The 14798-nt window shown below is 73.8% G+C and carries 12 protein-coding genes and 2 pseudogenes; 3 read left to right on the top strand and 11 right to left on the bottom strand.

The annotated features are described in order from the left end of the window. Nucleotides 1-7 precede the first annotated feature (7 nt). The 6 genes from ACFYWL_RS27710 to deoC all read right to left on the bottom strand — a co-directional run bounded on the left by ACFYWL_RS27710 (nucleotide 8) and on the right by deoC (nucleotide 5995). Nucleotides 8-1258: a cytochrome ubiquinol oxidase subunit I gene (locus tag ACFYWL_RS27710; RefSeq protein WP_386978507.1), complete on the bottom strand. Its 1251-nt coding sequence runs from the start codon at nucleotides 1256-1258 to the stop codon at nucleotides 8-10. A 155-nt stretch (nucleotides 1259-1413) separates the two neighbouring features. Then, nucleotides 1414-2319, bottom strand: a complete 906-nt coding sequence (locus ACFYWL_RS27705; protein WP_386978504.1) for a M56 family metallopeptidase — start codon at nucleotides 2317-2319, stop codon at nucleotides 1414-1416. 10 nt (nucleotides 2320-2329) lie between these two features. Next, nucleotides 2330-2701, bottom strand: a complete 372-nt coding sequence (locus ACFYWL_RS27700; protein ID WP_386978501.1) for a BlaI/MecI/CopY family transcriptional regulator — start codon at nucleotides 2699-2701, stop codon at nucleotides 2330-2332. An 81-nt stretch (nucleotides 2702-2782) separates the two neighbouring features. Then, nucleotides 2783-3607 carry an aldehyde dehydrogenase family protein gene (locus ACFYWL_RS27695; protein WP_386978498.1) on the bottom strand — a complete coding sequence of 275 codons (825 nt, stop codon included), beginning with the start codon at nucleotides 3605-3607 and terminating at the stop codon, nucleotides 2783-2785. Next, nucleotides 3600-5030, bottom strand: coding sequence for an aldehyde dehydrogenase family protein (locus ACFYWL_RS27690; protein WP_386978607.1), 1431 nt, complete (start codon nucleotides 5028-5030; stop codon nucleotides 3600-3602). Before ACFYWL_RS27690 ends, ACFYWL_RS27695 begins: the two co-directional genes overlap by 8 nt. Before the next feature lie 5 nt (nucleotides 5031-5035). After that, complete coding sequence (gene deoC / locus ACFYWL_RS27685) at nucleotides 5036-5995, bottom strand: deoxyribose-phosphate aldolase (protein ID WP_386978496.1); 960 nt, start codon at nucleotides 5993-5995, stop codon at nucleotides 5036-5038. A 124-nt stretch (nucleotides 5996-6119) separates the two neighbouring features. Between deoC and upp the strand changes: the two genes are divergently transcribed. Both upp and ACFYWL_RS27675 read left to right on the top strand, forming a co-directional pair. After that, complete coding sequence (gene upp, locus ACFYWL_RS27680) at nucleotides 6120-6752, top strand: uracil phosphoribosyltransferase (RefSeq protein ID WP_386978493.1); 633 nt, start codon at nucleotides 6120-6122, stop codon at nucleotides 6750-6752. Nucleotides 6753-6909: 157 nt separating this feature from the next. Continuing rightward, entirely contained in the window at nucleotides 6910-7587 is a 678-nt protein-coding gene (locus ACFYWL_RS27675) for a GPP34 family phosphoprotein (protein WP_386978490.1), read from the top strand. 127 nt (nucleotides 7588-7714) lie between these two features. Here ACFYWL_RS27675 and ACFYWL_RS27670 read toward each other — a convergent pair whose 3' ends face one another. From ACFYWL_RS27670 to ACFYWL_RS27650, 5 genes and pseudogenes are all read right to left on the bottom strand, one after another. Further along, nucleotides 7715-7918: a DUF397 domain-containing protein gene (locus tag ACFYWL_RS27670; protein ID WP_386978487.1), complete on the bottom strand. Its 204-nt coding sequence runs from the start codon at nucleotides 7916-7918 to the stop codon at nucleotides 7715-7717. Next, entirely contained in the window at nucleotides 7911-8324 is a 414-nt protein-coding gene (locus ACFYWL_RS27665) for a DUF5753 domain-containing protein (RefSeq protein WP_386978484.1), read from the bottom strand. The genes ACFYWL_RS27670 and ACFYWL_RS27665 overlap by 8 nt, the downstream gene beginning before the upstream one ends. A 137-nt stretch (nucleotides 8325-8461) precedes the next feature. Continuing rightward, nucleotides 8462-9166 (bottom strand): annotated as a pseudogene (locus tag ACFYWL_RS27660) (phospho-sugar mutase); the annotation flags it as partial. A 132-nt stretch (nucleotides 9167-9298) separates the two neighbouring features. Next, a pseudogene (locus tag ACFYWL_RS27655) lies at nucleotides 9299-10294 on the bottom strand (phospho-sugar mutase); the annotation flags it as partial. Between the two features lie 101 nt (nucleotides 10295-10395). Further along, on the bottom strand, nucleotides 10396-12663 hold the full coding sequence (locus ACFYWL_RS27650; protein ID WP_386978481.1) for a serine/threonine-protein kinase: 2268 nt from the start codon (nucleotides 12661-12663) through the stop codon (nucleotides 10396-10398). Between the two features lie 212 nt (nucleotides 12664-12875). Here ACFYWL_RS27650 and ACFYWL_RS27645 point away from each other — a divergent pair, with 212 nt between their 5' ends. Next, a complete protein-coding gene (locus ACFYWL_RS27645; protein WP_386978477.1) occupies nucleotides 12876-14459 on the top strand; it encodes a methylmalonyl-CoA mutase in 1584 nt (527 codons plus the stop codon). The last annotated feature ends 339 nt before the right edge of the window (nucleotides 14460-14798 follow it).

Below are 14798 nucleotides of genomic sequence, written 5' to 3'. Positions count from 1 at the left end.
GGCCTCCTCAGCCGAGGACGGGGACGGGACGGGGGTCGTCGGCGGCCGGGCCGGGCCGGCGGCCGAGGGCGGGGTCGGCGGCGCCCCGGGCGGCGTGCCGGGCGAACAGCACCCAGTTGGCGACGGCGAGCCCGCCGAGCAGCAGGGTGAAGCCGATCAGCGAGGCGAGCATCACCCCCGGCGCGACCGGGGAGACGGCCCGCTCGGTGGAGAGCAGCCCGTACGCGACCCAGGGCTGGCGGCCCACCTCGCGGGCGATCCAGCCGAGGATCACCGCGACGAAGGGCAGCGGCAGCGCCAGCAGGACCAGCCAGAGGGGGAAGCGGAGCCGGATCACCCAGTCGCGCCAGAGCAGGGGGAGCAGCAGCCACAGGCCGCCGAGGAGGAACCCGATCAGGATCATGAAGCCGAGCCCGACGTCGGCCAGCACGGGCGGGGTGTAGTCGCCGGGGCCGAACCGGGTGGTCCACTCGGCGACCAGGGCGTCGCGCTGCGGGCCGCCGCCGAACTTGGTGGGCTGCGCCTGCCCGACGGGCCCGAACTGGGCGAAGCCGAAGCCCTGCACGAGGCTGATCGAGACGGCCGCGGTGACCAGGCCGATCCGCAGCGAGGCGCGGAACAGCGCGTGGTCCGGGGTGCGCCGGATCAGGTGCCAGGCGCTCACCGCGGCCATCAGCATCCCGCCGGTGAGCAGGGCGGCGGCGACCACGTGCCCGAAGGCCAGGCCGAGGGTGGGGTTGGTCAGCAGCGCGCCGAAGTCGGTCAGGTGGGCCACGCCGTCGCGCACCTCGTAGCCGACCGGGTGCTGGAGCCAGGCGTTGGCCACCATGACCCAGAACGCGGACGCGTACGCGGTCAGCGCCACGCCCCACAGCAGCGCCAGATGCACGCCCCGGCGCAGCCGGTGCCAGCCGAAGATCCACATCCCGAGGAACGTGGACTCCAGGAAGAACGCGACCAGGGTCTCGATCGCCAGCGGTGCGCCGAAGACGTTGCCGACGTAGCGCGACAGGCCGCTCCAGTTCAGCCCGAACTGGAACTCCATGAGCAGGCCCGTGCCGATGCCCAGCACGTAGTTGATCACGTAGAGCTGGCCCCAGAAGCGGGTCAGCCGCTCGTACGCGGGGTTGCCGGTGATCGTCCAGGCCGTCTGGAGCCCGACGAGCAGGGTGACCAGCCCGAGCGTGACGACGACGAAGACGAAGTGCAGCGAGGTGGTGGTGGCGAACTGGAGTCGGGCGAGGAGCAGGGGATCCATGGCCGCCCTCCGAGGGTAGGCTGTCTTGTCGTAGCGAGCCTACACGTAGTGTCGCTACCTATTGGCCCGCAGGTCGTTGATCATGTCGGCGTTGTGGGGGCATCCCGGCGACCGGACACCGCTATCTCGCCGACATGGTCGACGGAAGCGGGGATTCAGCTCAGGAAGAGGGAGACCGGCAGCGAGACCAGGGTGGCCGCCACCGCCAGCGCGGCGGCCCCGAGCAGCCGGGGCGGCCGGTCGGCGACCAGCAGCCGCTGGACCCGCACGTCCAGGTCCCGGTCGCCGAGGCCGAGCGTGCCGGCCGGGGCGATGCGGTGGCCGGCCGCCGCGAACCGGCGCAGCGCCCCCGCCAGGGGAGCCTCGGCGTGCAGCTCGCGGGCCTTGTCGTCGGCCCGCATCTCGACCAGCAGGGCGACCCGCTCGTGCGCGTCGCGCACCCACCGGAACCAGGGCAGCGCCCGGCACAGCGCGGTGAACGGCAGCAGCACCAGGTCGTGGCGCTCCTGCGCATGCGCCCGCTCGTGGGTCAGCACCGCCGCCAGCTCGGCCCGGTCGAGCATGCTGAGCGCCCCGGCGCTGACCACCACCCGGGGCCGCACGCCCGGCAGGCAGTAGGCCGCCGCGCTCGGATGGTCCAGCACCAGCGCCCCCGGCACCTCCGGATCCCGCCGGGCCACCAGGGCGAGCAGGTCCCGGTGCCGCCGCTGGGCCCGGACGGTGGCGTGCACGCTGCGTACCGTCGTGGCGAGCAGCACCGCGCCGATGCCGAACCCGACACCGACCAGGCCGAGGTGGACCGCGCCGAGCCCGGCCGGCAGGGTCCCGTGGGCCAGGTCGGTGGCCAGGGCGAGCAGCGCGCTGCCGGTCGGCCGGTCGTACGGCGCCACGCCGAGCGCCATCGGCAGGCCCATCGCGGAGAGACCGAGCGCCAGCCCGACCGCCTGCCAGCAGACGATCGCCACCCGGGGGGCCCGCCACGTCCACGTCGACGCGGCGAGCACCTGCGCGGTCAGGTAGCAGGCCAGGACCGTCGCGGCGAAGTGCACGGCGTACGCCATGACGCCGGCCCTACCGGTCCGTCGCCTCGTCGGCGAGCGCGGCGCGCAGCACCTCGGCCTCGGTGCCGGTCACCGACCGGGCGAAGCGCACCAGCGCGGCGTCCCGGCTGCCGCCGAGATCCAGCGCGTCGAGCATGAGCTGGGCGATGTGCGCCTCGCGGCTGGCCGCGGCCTGGTAACGCCAGGCCCGCCCCTCCCGCTGCCGGCGCACCATGCCCTTGCCGGCGAGCCGGTCGAGCACGGTCATCACCGTCGTGTACGCCAGCTCGCGGCCGTCGAGGGCCTCGGCGACCTCGCGCACGGTCACCCCGTCCGACGTGCCCGGGACGGTGTCCCACAGCACGTCCATCACCGCCCGCTCAAGATCACCCAACCGCGTCACGAAGTAATCCTACCCCCCGTAGTAGACCCCTCCCACGGCAGCGCCCCTGAGCTGACCCCACCGGTGGACCCGGCCCACCAGCTAGACCCCCTTCGGATGCCAGACCGTCTTCGTCTCCAGCAGCGTCGTCATCCGCGTGGTGCCCGGGTCGGCGTGCCAGTCGTGGTCGGCCGGGGCCGGCCGGAGCACCCGCTTCAGGTTCTCCGCCGCCTTGACCTCCAGCTCGGCGGCGAGCGCCGCGTCGGCCACCCCGGTCAGGTCGATCGCGTTGACGTCCAGGTGCGCCGCCAGCGTCGGCGCCGTCTCGGTGAGCGCGCCGGTGAGGATGTTCACCACCCCGCCCGGCAGGTCGGAGGTGGCCAGCACCTCGGCCAGCGTCACCGCCGCCAGCGGCTGCGTCGGGGAGGCGGCCACCACCACCGTGTTGCCGGTGACGATCGCCGGGGCGATCACGCTGACCAGGCCGAGCAGCGCCGGGGACTCGGGGGCCACCACGGCCACCACGCCCGTCGGCTCGGGCGTCGACAGGTTGAAGTACGGCCCGGCGACGGGGTTCGCGCCGCCGTACACCTGGGGGAGCTTGTCGGACCAGCCCGCGTACCAGACCCAGCGGTCGATCGCCGCGTCGACCTCGTCGGCCGGCACGCCGAGCGCGACGAACTGCTCGCGGCGGCCCTCCAGCATCTCGGCCACCCGGTAGAGGATCTGACCCCGGTTGTACGCGGTCGCCCCCGCCCATCCCTTCACGGCGGCGCGGGCGGCCACGACGGCGTCCCGCGCGTCCTTGCGGGAGGCCAGCGACACGTTCGCGGATTGCACGAGATACGACCGTCCCGACTCGCTGCGCGGGAACTTCCCGCCGATGAAGAGCTTGTACGTCTTGCGCACCGCGACCCGCTCAGACATCGAGGTACCCCTCCAGCCCGTGCCGGCCGCCCTCGCGACCGTAGCCCGACTCCTTGTAGCCCCCGAACGGCGAGGTCGGGTCGAACTTGTTGAACGTGTTGGCCCACACCACCCCGGCGCGCAGCCGGTCGGCCATCCACAGGATCCGGGAACCCTTGTCGGTCCAGATCCCGGCCGACAGCCCGTACGGCGTGTTGTTGGCCTTCTCGACGGCCTCGGCCGGGGTGCGGAACGTCAGCACGGACAGCACCGGCCCGAAGATCTCCTCCCGGGCGACCCGGTGCGCCTGGGTGACCCCCGTGAAGATCGTCGGCGCGAACCAGAACCCGCGCTCGGGCAGCTCGCACGGCGGCGACCAGCGCTGCGCCCCCTCGGCCGCGCCCGCGTCGGACAGCTCGCGGATGCGGGCGAGCTGCCCGGCCGAGTTGATCGCGCCGATGTCGGTGTTCTTGTCCAGCGGGTCGCCGACCCGCAGCAGCGCCATCCGGCGCTTCAGCGACTCCAGCACCCGGTCGGCGACGTTCTCCTGGACGAGCAGCCGGGAGCCGGCGCAGCACACGTGCCCCTGGTTGAAGAAGATGCCGTTGACGATCCCCTCGACCGCCTGGTCGACCGGGGCGTCGTCGAAGACGATGTTCGCCGCCTTGCCGCCCAGCTCCAGCGTCACCTTCTTGCGGGTGCCCGCGACCGACCGGGCGATGGCCTTGCCGACCTCGGTCGAGCCGGTGAACGCGACCTTGTCCACGCCCGGGTGCTCCACCAGCGCCCGGCCGGTGTCGCCCGCGCCGGTGACGATGTTGACCACGCCGGCCGGCAGGTCGGCCTGCTGGCAGATCTCGGCGAACAGCAGCGCGGTCAGCGGGGTGGTCTCCGCCGGCTTCAGCACCACCGTGTTGCCGGCGGCCAGCGCCGGGGCGATCTTCCAGGCCAGCATGAGCAGCGGGAAGTTCCACGGGATGACCTGCGCGGCCACGCCCAGCGGCTTCGGGTCGGGGCCGAACCCGGCGTGGGGCAGCTTGTCGGCCCAGCCCGCGTAGTAGAAGAAGTGCGCGGCGACCAGCGGCAGGTCGACGTCCCGGGACTCCCGGATCGGCTTGCCGTTGTCGAGGGACTCCAGCACGGCCAGCTCGCGGGAGCGCTCCTGGATGATCCGGGCGATCCGGAACAGGTACTTGGCCCGGTCCCGGCCCGGCATCGGGCCCCACACCCTCTCGTACGCGGTGCGGGCGGCGCGGACCGCGCGGTCCACGTCCGCGCTGCCGGCCTCGGCGATCTCGGCCAGGACCTCCTCGGACGCCGGGTTGACCGACTTGAAGCTGCCGCCGTCGGACGGGTCGACGAACCCGCCGTCGATGAACAGGCCGTAGGACGGCCTGAGGTCGACGATCGCGCGCGACTCGGGCGCAGGGGCGTATTCGAAGATCACGCTCAGTCCAGGGTGAAGTAGTCGGGACCGGAGTAGATGCCGGTCGTCAGCTTGGTGCGCTGCATGAGCAGGTCGTTGAGCAGGCTGGACGCGCCGAACCGGAACCAGTCCGGGTCCAGCCAGTCCGCGCCGACGGTCTCGTTGACCATGACCAGGTACTTGATCGCGTCCTTGGTGGTCTTGATCCCGCCGGCCGGCTTCACGCCGACCTGCCGGCCGGTGGCGGCGCGGAAGTCGCGGACCGCCTCCAGCATCACCAGCGTCACCGGCAGGGTGGCCGCGACCGGCACCTTGCCCGTGGAGGTCTTGATGAAGTCGCCGCCGGCCAGCATCGCCAGCCACGACGCCCGGCGCACGTTGTCGTAGGTGGCCAGCTCCCCGGTCTCCAGGATCACCTTCAGGTGGGCGTCCCCGCACGCCTGCTTGGTGGCCACGATCTCGTCGTAGACCTCGCCGTAGCGCCCGGCCAGGAACGCGCCCCGGTTGATCACCATGTCGATCTCGTCCGCGCCGGACGCAACCGCCGCCCGGGTGTCGGCGACCTTGACCTCCAGGGGCGCCTGCCCGGACGGGAACGCGGTCGCCACGCTGGCCAGGTGAACCGCGCTGCCCCGCAGCACCTCGGCCACGTGCGGCACCATCGCCGGGTAGACGCAGACCGCGCCGACGTGCGGGCAGGACGGGTCGGCCGGGTCGGGGCGCAGCGCCTTGGCCGCGAGCGCCCGCACCTTGCCGGGGGTGTCGGCCCCTTCGAGGGTGGTCAGGTCGACCATCCGGATGGCCAGGTCGATGGCCTGGGCCTTGGCCGTGGTCTTGATGGAGCGGGTGCCGAGCTGGGCCGCCCGCTGCTCCGCGCCGACCTGGTCCACGCCCGGCAGGCCGTGCAGGAAGGTCCGCAGAGCGGTCTCGGATCGTCCCAGCTCGGAGAGGTCCGACCGGGCCGACGTCGTTGTCGCCGTCATGCCCGGAAGTCTACGCACCCGCGCGCCGCGTGATCTTGGTCACGTGATCGCCCCGTCGGCCGTGGAGGTGAGCGGCGTCGCTCCCCGTGTCCCGGGACCCGACCGTTCGGTAGGTTGACCGATCGTGGACGTACACGTCATCGATCACCCGCTCGCCCAGTCGCGGCTGACCGCCATGCGGGACGCGCGCACCGACTCCTCCTCCTTCCGGGCCGCGCTGCACGAGCTCACCACCATGCTCGTGTACGAGGCCGCCCGCTCCTTCCCCGTCGAGAAGTACCCGGTGCAGACCCCCGTCACCGGCGCCGAGGGCACCCGGCTGGCCAACCCGCCGCTGCTCGTGCCCGTGCTGCGGGCCGGTCTCGGCATGGCCGACGCCGCGCTCGCCCTGCTTCCCGAGTCGTCCATGGGCTTCGTCGGCCTCGCCCGCGACGAGGACACGTACGAGCCGCGCGCCTACATGGAGTCGCTGCCCCGCGACCTCGCCGGCCTGCCCGTGCTCGTCCTCGACCCGATGCTCGCCACCGGCGGCTCCCTGGAGCACTGCTGCCGGCTGCTCGCCGACCGGGGCTGCACCGACATCACCGTGCTCTGCGTGCTCGCCGCGCCCGTCGGCATCGCCCGGCTGGAGGAGTCCGGCCTGCCGCTGCGCCTGGTCACCGCCTCGATCGACGAGGGCCTCAACGACAGGATGTTCATCGTCCCGGGCCTCGGCGACGCGGGCGACCGCCAGTTCGGCGGCATGCCCCGCTTTTGAGGTGCAAGGAAGGGCCCCCTATTAACGCTTACGGTATAGAAGGGTCCCCTTCTCACCCGGGCGGGAGGCGCGGGGCGAGCGGGCTCGGCGGGCGGGTGCGCTCGGCGGGGCGAGTTGGGGCGCGCGGGAGTGCGCTCAGGCGCTACCGTCTCGGGCCATGACTGGTGTTGCGCTGGCCGAGGAGTTGCTGCTCCTCGCGTACGACGATGAATCCGGCAAGGCGACCATGCCGCGGATCAGCCTCGACCTCGGGATGGCCGCCGCCGTGCTGATCGAGCTGGCCCTCGCCGGCCGGGTCGCGTACGCCGACGGGAACCTGGTGGTCACGGACCCGGCGCCCACCGGCGAGCCGATCCTGGACGAGGTCCTGGGCCGGATGGCCGCCGACACCCCGCACACGCCGTCGTCGTGGGTGCAGCGGCTGCGGCACGGCCTGCGCGACCGGATCCTGGCGACCCTGGTCGCTCAGGGCGTGGTGCGCGACGTCGAGGAGACGGAGCTGGGCTTCATCCACGTGCACCGCTACCCGACGGCGGACGCCACCGTGGAGGAGGACACCCGGCGGCGGCTCGCCGAGGCGCTGGCCGGCGGGCAGCTCCCCGACGAGGCGACGGCGGCGCTGGCCACCCTGGTCGCAGTGCTGCGGATGGAGCCGGCGCTCGGCCTGACCGGCGAGGCCGCCGTCGACGCCCGGCGACGGCTGGAGGAGATCGCGGGCGGGGCCGGCTTCTCCGGCACCGTCAGCCTGGACGACTCGGTGGTGCGCCCGTCGGTGGCCCTGGTCGTCACCGCCCTCGGGCAGGCGGTCGACGCCGCTCTCGGCAAGCGCGCGTGAGGCGACGCCCCTCAGGCGGCGCGTTTGGGGCAGCGCCCCTCAGGGGCGAGGGGCCGTCAGGGGCGAGGGGCCGTCAGGGGGTGAGGGTCCGTCAGGGGGTGAGGGTCCGTCAGGGGGTGAGGGGCCGTCAGGGGGTGAGGCGGTCGGCCTTGACCCCGGCGACGAAGGCGGACCAGGCGGCGGGCGGGACGGTGAGGGCCGGCCCGCCCGGGTCCTTGCTGTCGCGGATGCCGACGATGCCGGCGATGTTGTCGGCGACCTCGACGCACTCGCCGCCGTTGGTGCCGCTGCGGGTGCTGGTGCGCCAGCGGGCGCCGGTCAGGTCACTCATAGCACCCTCCCCGGATGGCATCGATCAGCTCCGCTGATTGTCGCTCGCCGAGGGCGAGCGATTCCAGCCTCTGCCAGACCCGTTCATAGGCGGCGATTTCCGCCGGCTGGTCGAGGTAGAGCGCGTCGGTCTGCCCCTCGACGTAGACGGTCGGCGGCTCGGTCGGGACGCCGAGCGCCGAGAGCGGGAAGGCGAGCAGCACGAACGTGCCGGCCTCGGCGGCCAGCGGCGGGCCGGCGGCCAGCGGCAGCATCCGGACGGTGATGTTGTGCCGCTCGCCGACGGCCAGCAAGTGCCGGAGCTGGTCGGCCATCACCGACCGGCCCGGCACCGGGCGGCGCAGCACCGCCTCGCTGAGGATCACGGTCAGCTCGGGGGCCGGGGGCAGCCGAGGGTCGCCCCGCACGCCCCGCTCCTCCCCGCCCCGCCCCGGTGATCAAGAGAAAAGCGTCAGAGTTGATCTCGACAATGACACAAATCTCTTGATCACCGGGCCGAGGCGAGGCGGGGAGGGGAGGGGAGGGGGGTGTGGGGCGGTCCTGCCTACACGCCGAGGGCGGCGGCGATCTCCGTGCGGAGGGCCGCCAGCGCCGCCGCCGCGCGGCTGCGGGCCGCCGGCACGTCGCCGTCCGCGACCGGCTCCACCACCTCCAGGTACGCCTTCAGCTTCGGCTCGGTGCCCGACGGGCGGATCACCACCCGGGCCGCCTCGTTGCGCAGGATCACCACGTCCGCGTCGGGGAGCAGGTCCCGCGCCTCGGTCACCGGCTGCCCGAGCAGGGTCGTCGGGGTGGCCGCCCGCACCCGGGCCATCGTGTCGGCGATGATGCGCAGGTCGTCGACCCGTACGGAAAGCTGGTCGGTGTGGTGCACGCCGAACTCGGCGGCCAGCTCGTCGAGCCGGTCGGTGAGGGTACGCCCCTGCGCCTTCAGCCCGGCGGCCAGCTCGGCGACGGTCAGCGCGGCGGTGATGCCGTCCTTGTCGCGGACGTGCTCCGGTGCGACGCAGTAGCCCAGCGCCTCCTCGTAGCCGTAGACGAGGGGCGCGGAGCCGCCGCCGGCCCGGACGATCCACTTGAACCCGGTGAGCGTCTCGTCGTAGGGCAGGCCCCGGGCGGCGCACATGGCCCGCAGCAGGGACGACGACACGATGGTGGTGGCGTAGAGACCCTGCACGCCTCGGCGCATGAGGTGGTCGGCGAGCAGCGCGCCCACCTCGTCGCCGCGCAGCATCCGCCAGCCGCCGGCCCCGCCCGCGCCCGCCGGGCCGGCAACGGTCGCCGGGGCGGCAACACCCGCCACACCAGCCGCGCCCGCCGGGCCGGCAACGGTCGCCGGGGCGGCAACACCCGCCACGCCAGCAGCGCCCGCCGCACCCCCGTCGCGGACGGCGACGGCGCAGCGGTCCGCGTCGGGGTCGTTGGCGATGGCCAGGTCCGCCTCGGTGCGCCGGGCGAGGTCGACGAGGCGGTCGATCGCCCCCGGCTCCTCCGGGTTGGGAAAGCTGACGGTCGGGAAGTCCGGGTCGGGCACCGCCTGGTCGGGCACCACGCCGGGGATGCCGAAGCCGGCGCGGGCGAAGGCGGCGGTCAGCACGGCCGCGCCGACGCCGTGCAGCGGCGTGTAGGCCACCTTCAGCCGTCGGGCCCCCGCCGGGTCGACCACGGCGGCGGCCCGGTCGACGTACGAGACGACGAGGTCGTCGCCGACGACCTGACCGGCCGGGCCCAGCGGCACGTCGGCGAGGGGGCCGACCGCCCGGATGGCGGCCTCGATGCCGGTGTCGGCGGGCGGCACGATCTGCGCCCCCGCGCCCAGCTCGCCGCCGAGCTGCGCGCCGAGGTAGACCTTGTAGCCGTTGTCCTGCGGCGGGTTGTGGCTGGCGGTCACCATCACGCCGGCCGCCGCGTCGAGCTGCCGCACCGCGTACGCGAGCACGGGGGTGGGCAGCGGGCGGGGCAGCAGCAGCGCCTGGCGGCCCGCGCCGGTGGCGACCTGGGCGGTGCGCTCGGCGAACTCCCGCGAGCCGTGCCGGGCGTCGTACCCGATGACCAGCGGGCCGGTGGCGTCCTGGGCGGCGAGCCAGGCGACGAGCCCGGCGGCGGCCTGGGTGACGACGGCCAGGTTCATCCCGTTGGGGCCGGCGCGCAGCGGGCCGCGCAGCCCGGCGGTGCCGAAGGTCAGCGGCCCGGCGAACCGGTCGGCCAGCTCCGGCGCGCTCGCCGGCAGATCGTCGAGCACGGCCTGCAACTCGTCGCGGGTGGCCGGGTCGGGGTCGTCGTCGAGCCACCGCCGGGCCTGGTCGCGAAGGTCGTCGAGGCCGCGCGCTCCGTCGCGGTCGCGCGTCTCGTCAAGGTCAGTGGGTTCCGCCGCCATGGCTCTTGATAGCACGGCGGCGGATCACCATGTCGCGTCGGCCCGGCCGGCCGGTGTCGCGTCGGCCCGGGCCCGGCCGGCGGCGCGTCGCCCGGCCGGGGTCAGTTGCTCCCGCCGCCGAGCTTGAACGAGGCCACCATCTGGTCGAAGATCGGCTTGCTCTCGGCGAACCGGGCGTCGGTGGAGGAGAGGTAGAACGAGTAGACCTTGCCCTCGTGCACCACCCCGCGCCACACGCCGTGCCGCTTGGTGTCGCCCTCGCCGCACGTGTATTCGAACTCGGCCGCGGCCTTGCCGTCGAGCTCCTGCTCGGTCATCGACACCTGGTTGTACGGCTTCTGGCAGGAGGCCGACCTGCTGCGCAGGCCGTTGGCGGCGGACTCGGCCCAGCGCATCGACGAGGTGCTCCACCGTTCGGAGAGGATGCGCACCTTGCGGCCGTTGTCCTCCGGGTCGATGTAGTCGACCCACACGGCCCCGTCGGCGCTGCGGCGCTCCCAGCCCTTCGGCACCTGCACGGTGATGCCCTTGGCCGACTGCTCCTGCATCTCCACCCCCGGCCCGGCGGGCGCACCGGCGCTCGGCTGCCCCTGCGGGGTGGCCGGCGACTCCGGGTCGTCGCCGCCGGTGAAGGCGAACACGGCGACCAGCAGCAGCACGGCGATGCCGCCCGCCGCGGCGAGCTGCATCGTGCGCGGCCAGCCCTTGACCGTGGCGACGAGGCGGCCGGCTGCTCCGCCGCCGGCGGCCGGGGCGGGCGCGCCGGCGGCCGGGGCGGCCCACGGCTGGCCGGTGCCGGGCACCGACCACTGGCCGCCGCCGTACGCGCCGCCGCCGACGCGCTGCGTGGCGTCGGGGGAGCCGCCGAAGCCGGGGACCGGCTGGGTGGCGTCGGGCTGGCTGCCGTAGGTGACCCGCTGCGTCGCGTCCGGCCGGGGCCCGAACGGCACCCGCTGGGTGGCGTCCGGCGAGCCGCCGCCGAAGCCGGGCACCTGCTGCGTCGCGTCGGCCGAAGCGCCGCCGAAGCCGGAGACCCGCTGCGTCGCGTCGGCCGGGCCGCCCTGGGGCACGCGCTGGGTGGCGTCGGCCGGGCCGCCGTACGTCATCCGCTGGGTGGCCTCCGGCGCGGCGCTTGCGTCGACCCGCTGGGTTGCCTCCGACGAGCCGCCGTACGTGCGGCCGGCCGGCGACGGTGGCGGCGCGGGCATCGCCCCGGTGGGGGTGTGCAGCGGGCCGGCGAGCGCGTCGGCGCTGGTGTCGTCCAGCGCGGCGGCGCTCGCGGCGGCGGTGGTCTTCTTCTTGCCCTTCTCGCCCCGGCGCAGCGCGGCCAGCCGGTCGGTCAGCGACTCGCCGGGGGCGAGCATCGCCCGGCCGCCGATCTGCCCGCTGGGCTTCGGCTCCTCGGCGGGCGGCGGCGCGACGACGGGCGGGCGCGGCTTGACCGGCACCACCGCGTACGGGTCGGTGACCGAGTTGACGGCGGTGGCGGTGCTGGTCAGCGGGCCGGCGAGCAGCTCGCGCAGCATCGCGCGGGCGGTGTGCACGTCGAGGCGGCGGGCCGGGTCCTTCTCCAGCAGCCCCATCAGCACCCGGGTCAGCGGGCCGCTGCGCTGCGGCGTGGCCGGCGGGTCCTCGACCACGGCGTGCATCGTCTCGATCGGGTCGCCCTTGTCGAACGGGGGCCGGCCCTCCACCGCCGTGTAGAGGGTCACGCCGAGGGAGAACAGGTCGCTCGGCGGGCCGAAATCCTGGCCCATGGCCCGCTCGGGCGAGATGAAGTGCGGCGAGCCGAGCACCATCCCCGGCGTGGTGAGCTGCACGTCGGTGGGGAGCTTGGCCACGCCGAAGTCGGTGAGCACGCACCGGCCGTCGGTGCAGATCAGCACGTTCGCCGGCTTGACGTCGCGGTGCAGCACCCCGATCGCGTGGGCCACCTCCAGCGCGCCGAGCAGGGCGATGCCGATCTTGGCGACCGCGCGGGGGGCCACCGGCCCGTCCTCGATCACCATGTCGGCGAGGCTGCGGGCGTCCAGCAGCTCCATCACGATCCAGGGGCGGCCGCCCTCGGTGACCACGTCGTACACCTGGACGACGGCCGGGTGCTGGATGGCCGCTGCCGCGCGGGCCTCGCGCAGCGTGCGTTCGTACATCGCGTCGCGGTCGCTCGGGGCCAGGCCCGGCGGGAGGACGACCTCCTTCACCGCCACGTCGCGCCGCAACAGGGTGTCTGTGGCACGCCAGACCGTGCCCATGCCGCCGTTGCCCACCGCGGACCGGAGCGAGTATCGGTCACCGATGGTGGTGCCGGCTGCCGCACGTCCGTGGGGTGGGCTGACTGGTCCGCCGCTCCACGTCGGGATCTGAGTCACAGAAAAGCCACCGGGGGAAATCGAGGGGGCTGGGACACAACACCCCTATCTTGCTGGTTCCGACGCCCGATGCGAAACCCGACGCGACGGACGTTTACCGAACCGGACCCTACGCGGCCAGGCGTTCACCCTCCGGGGCGCCGGGAAAGACAGGGGTCCGGTGTGCGGAATCCCTCACCCTCCGGCGCGGCGGCACGTCCTACCATCCGGGGATGAGCGAACCGCGGTCGAGCGAGTCCGGCTTCCCGATCAAGGGCGTCTACACCCAGGCGGACCTGCCGGAGGACCTGCCCGACCGGCTGGGCGGGCCGGGGGAGTTCCCGTACACCCGTGGGGTCTACTCCACCATGTACACCTCCCGGCCGTGGACGATGCGCCAGTACGCCGGCTTCGGCACCGCCACGGAGAGCAACGCGCGCTACCACCAGCTCCTGCGCGCCGGCACCATGGGCCTGTCCGTCGCGTTCGACCTGCCCACCCAGATGGGGTACGACTCGGACGACCCGATCGCCCACGGCGAGGTCGGCAAGGTCGGCGTCGCCATCGACTCGATCGAGGACATGCGGCTGCTGTTCGACGGCATCCCGCTGGACAAGGTCTCCACCTCGATGACGATCAACGCGCCGGGATCCGTGCTGCTGCTGCTCTACCAGCTCGTCGCCGAGGAGGCCGGGGTGCCGGGCGCGGCGCTCAACGGCACCATCCAGAACGACATCCTCAAGGAGTACATTGCCCGGGGGACGTACATCTTCCCGCCGAAGCCGTCGCTGCGGCTGGTGGCCGACACGTTCGCCTACTGCCGGGCGGAGGTGCCGAAGTGGAACACCATCTCCATCTCCGGCTACCACATGGCCGAGGCCGGCGCGACGCCCGCGCAGGAGATCGCGTTCACGCTGGCCAACGGCGTCGAGTACGTCCGGGCGGCGCTCGCCGCCGGGCTGGCCGTGGACGACTTCGCGCCCCGGCTGTCGTTCTTCTTCGTCGCCCGCACCACGCTGCTGGAGGAGGTCGCGAAGTTCCGCGCCGCCCGGCGGATCTGGGCGCGGCTGATGCGCGACGAGTTCGGCGCGAAGAACCCGAAGTCGATGATGCTGCGCTTCCACACCCAGACGGCCGGCGTGCAGCTCACCGCCCAGCAGCCCGAGGTGAACCTGGTCCGGGTGGCGATCCAGGGGCTGGGCGCGGTGCTCGGCGGCACCCAGTCGCTGCACACGAACAGCTTCGACGAGGCCATCGCGCTGCCCACCGAGAAGGCCGCCCGGCTGGCGCTGCGCACCCAGCAGGTCCTCGCGTACGAGACGGACCTGACCGCCACGGTCGACCCGTTCGCCGGGTCGTACGTGGTGGAGGCGATGACCGCCGAGATCGAGGCGGCGGTGGTGGAGCTGATGGAGCGGGTGGCCGACCACGGCTCGGTGGTCGACGCCATCGAGGCGGGCTTCCAGAAGCGGGAGATCGAGCAGTCGGCGTACCGGATCGCCCAGGAGATCGACTCGGGCGAGCGGGTGGTGGTGGGCCTCAACCGGTTCACGGTCGACGCCGACGAGCCGTACGAGCCGCTGCGGGTGGACCCGACGATCGAGGCGGCCCAGGCCGAGCGGCTGGCGAAGCTGCGGGTCGAGCGGGACAACGCCGCCGTCGAGCGGGCGCTGGGCGAGCTGCGTGCCGCCGCCGAGGGCACGGCGAACGTGCTGCACCCGATGAAGGAGGCGCTGCGGTCCCGGGCCACGGTCGGCGAGGTCTGCGGGACCCTGCGCCAGGTGTGGGGCACGTACCGCCCCAGCGACCGGTTCTGATCCCCTGATCCGTACGTCGAGGGGTCGCAAGGCGTAACCGGGCGGGGCTAGGGTCGCCGGTGTGTGGCCCGCGGCCGGGGCGGCCCGGTGTGTGCCACCCGGGGCAGTGGGTAACCCGTCCGGGTGAACGGGACGGACAGCGTGTGCGGGAGCACGCCGACCCGTCGTGTCACCGTCAGGAGTCGTCCGGCCGCCGAGTGCGGTCGGTTAATTGTCTGAGCAGCAGTTAACCGAAGCGACTAATGCGACAATTCGGTAGCGACGGCCCCGGATCGAGGGTGATTTCGTGACCGCCGAGTCGGTTACGGGTTGTAGGAGGTGTGGGGCAGATGACGGCGT

The organism is Micromonospora sp. NPDC002575 (assembly GCF_042889525.1).
Taxonomy (GTDB): domain Bacteria; phylum Actinomycetota; class Actinomycetes; order Mycobacteriales; family Micromonosporaceae; genus Micromonospora; species Micromonospora carbonacea.
Note: the sequence above shows the minus strand (reverse complement) of the source record. Positions and strands in the feature narration are given on the sequence as shown.

What these genes read in the sequence shown, in the direction of transcription:
- ACFYWL_RS27695 (WP_386978498.1), bottom strand. Translation starts at nt 3,607, where the DNA reads ATGTCTGAGCGGGTCGCGGTGCGCAAGACGTACAAGCTCTTCATCGGC.
- ACFYWL_RS27675 (WP_386978490.1), top strand. Translation starts at nt 6,910, where the DNA reads ATGACTGGTGTTGCGCTGGCCGAGGAGTTGCTGCTCCTCGCGTACGAC.
- ACFYWL_RS27645 (WP_386978477.1), top strand. Translation starts at nt 12,876, where the DNA reads ATGAGCGAACCGCGGTCGAGCGAGTCCGGCTTCCCGATCAAGGGCGTC.
- ACFYWL_RS27710 (WP_386978507.1), bottom strand. Translation starts at nt 1,258, where the DNA reads ATGGATCCCCTGCTCCTCGCCCGACTCCAGTTCGCCACCACCACCTCG.
- ACFYWL_RS27670 (WP_386978487.1), bottom strand. Translation starts at nt 7,918, where the DNA reads ATGAGTGACCTGACCGGCGCCCGCTGGCGCACCAGCACCCGCAGCGGC.
- ACFYWL_RS27705 (WP_386978504.1), bottom strand. Translation starts at nt 2,319, where the DNA reads ATGGCGTACGCCGTGCACTTCGCCGCGACGGTCCTGGCCTGCTACCTG.
- deoC (WP_386978496.1), bottom strand. Translation starts at nt 5,995, where the DNA reads ATGACGGCGACAACGACGTCGGCCCGGTCGGACCTCTCCGAGCTGGGA.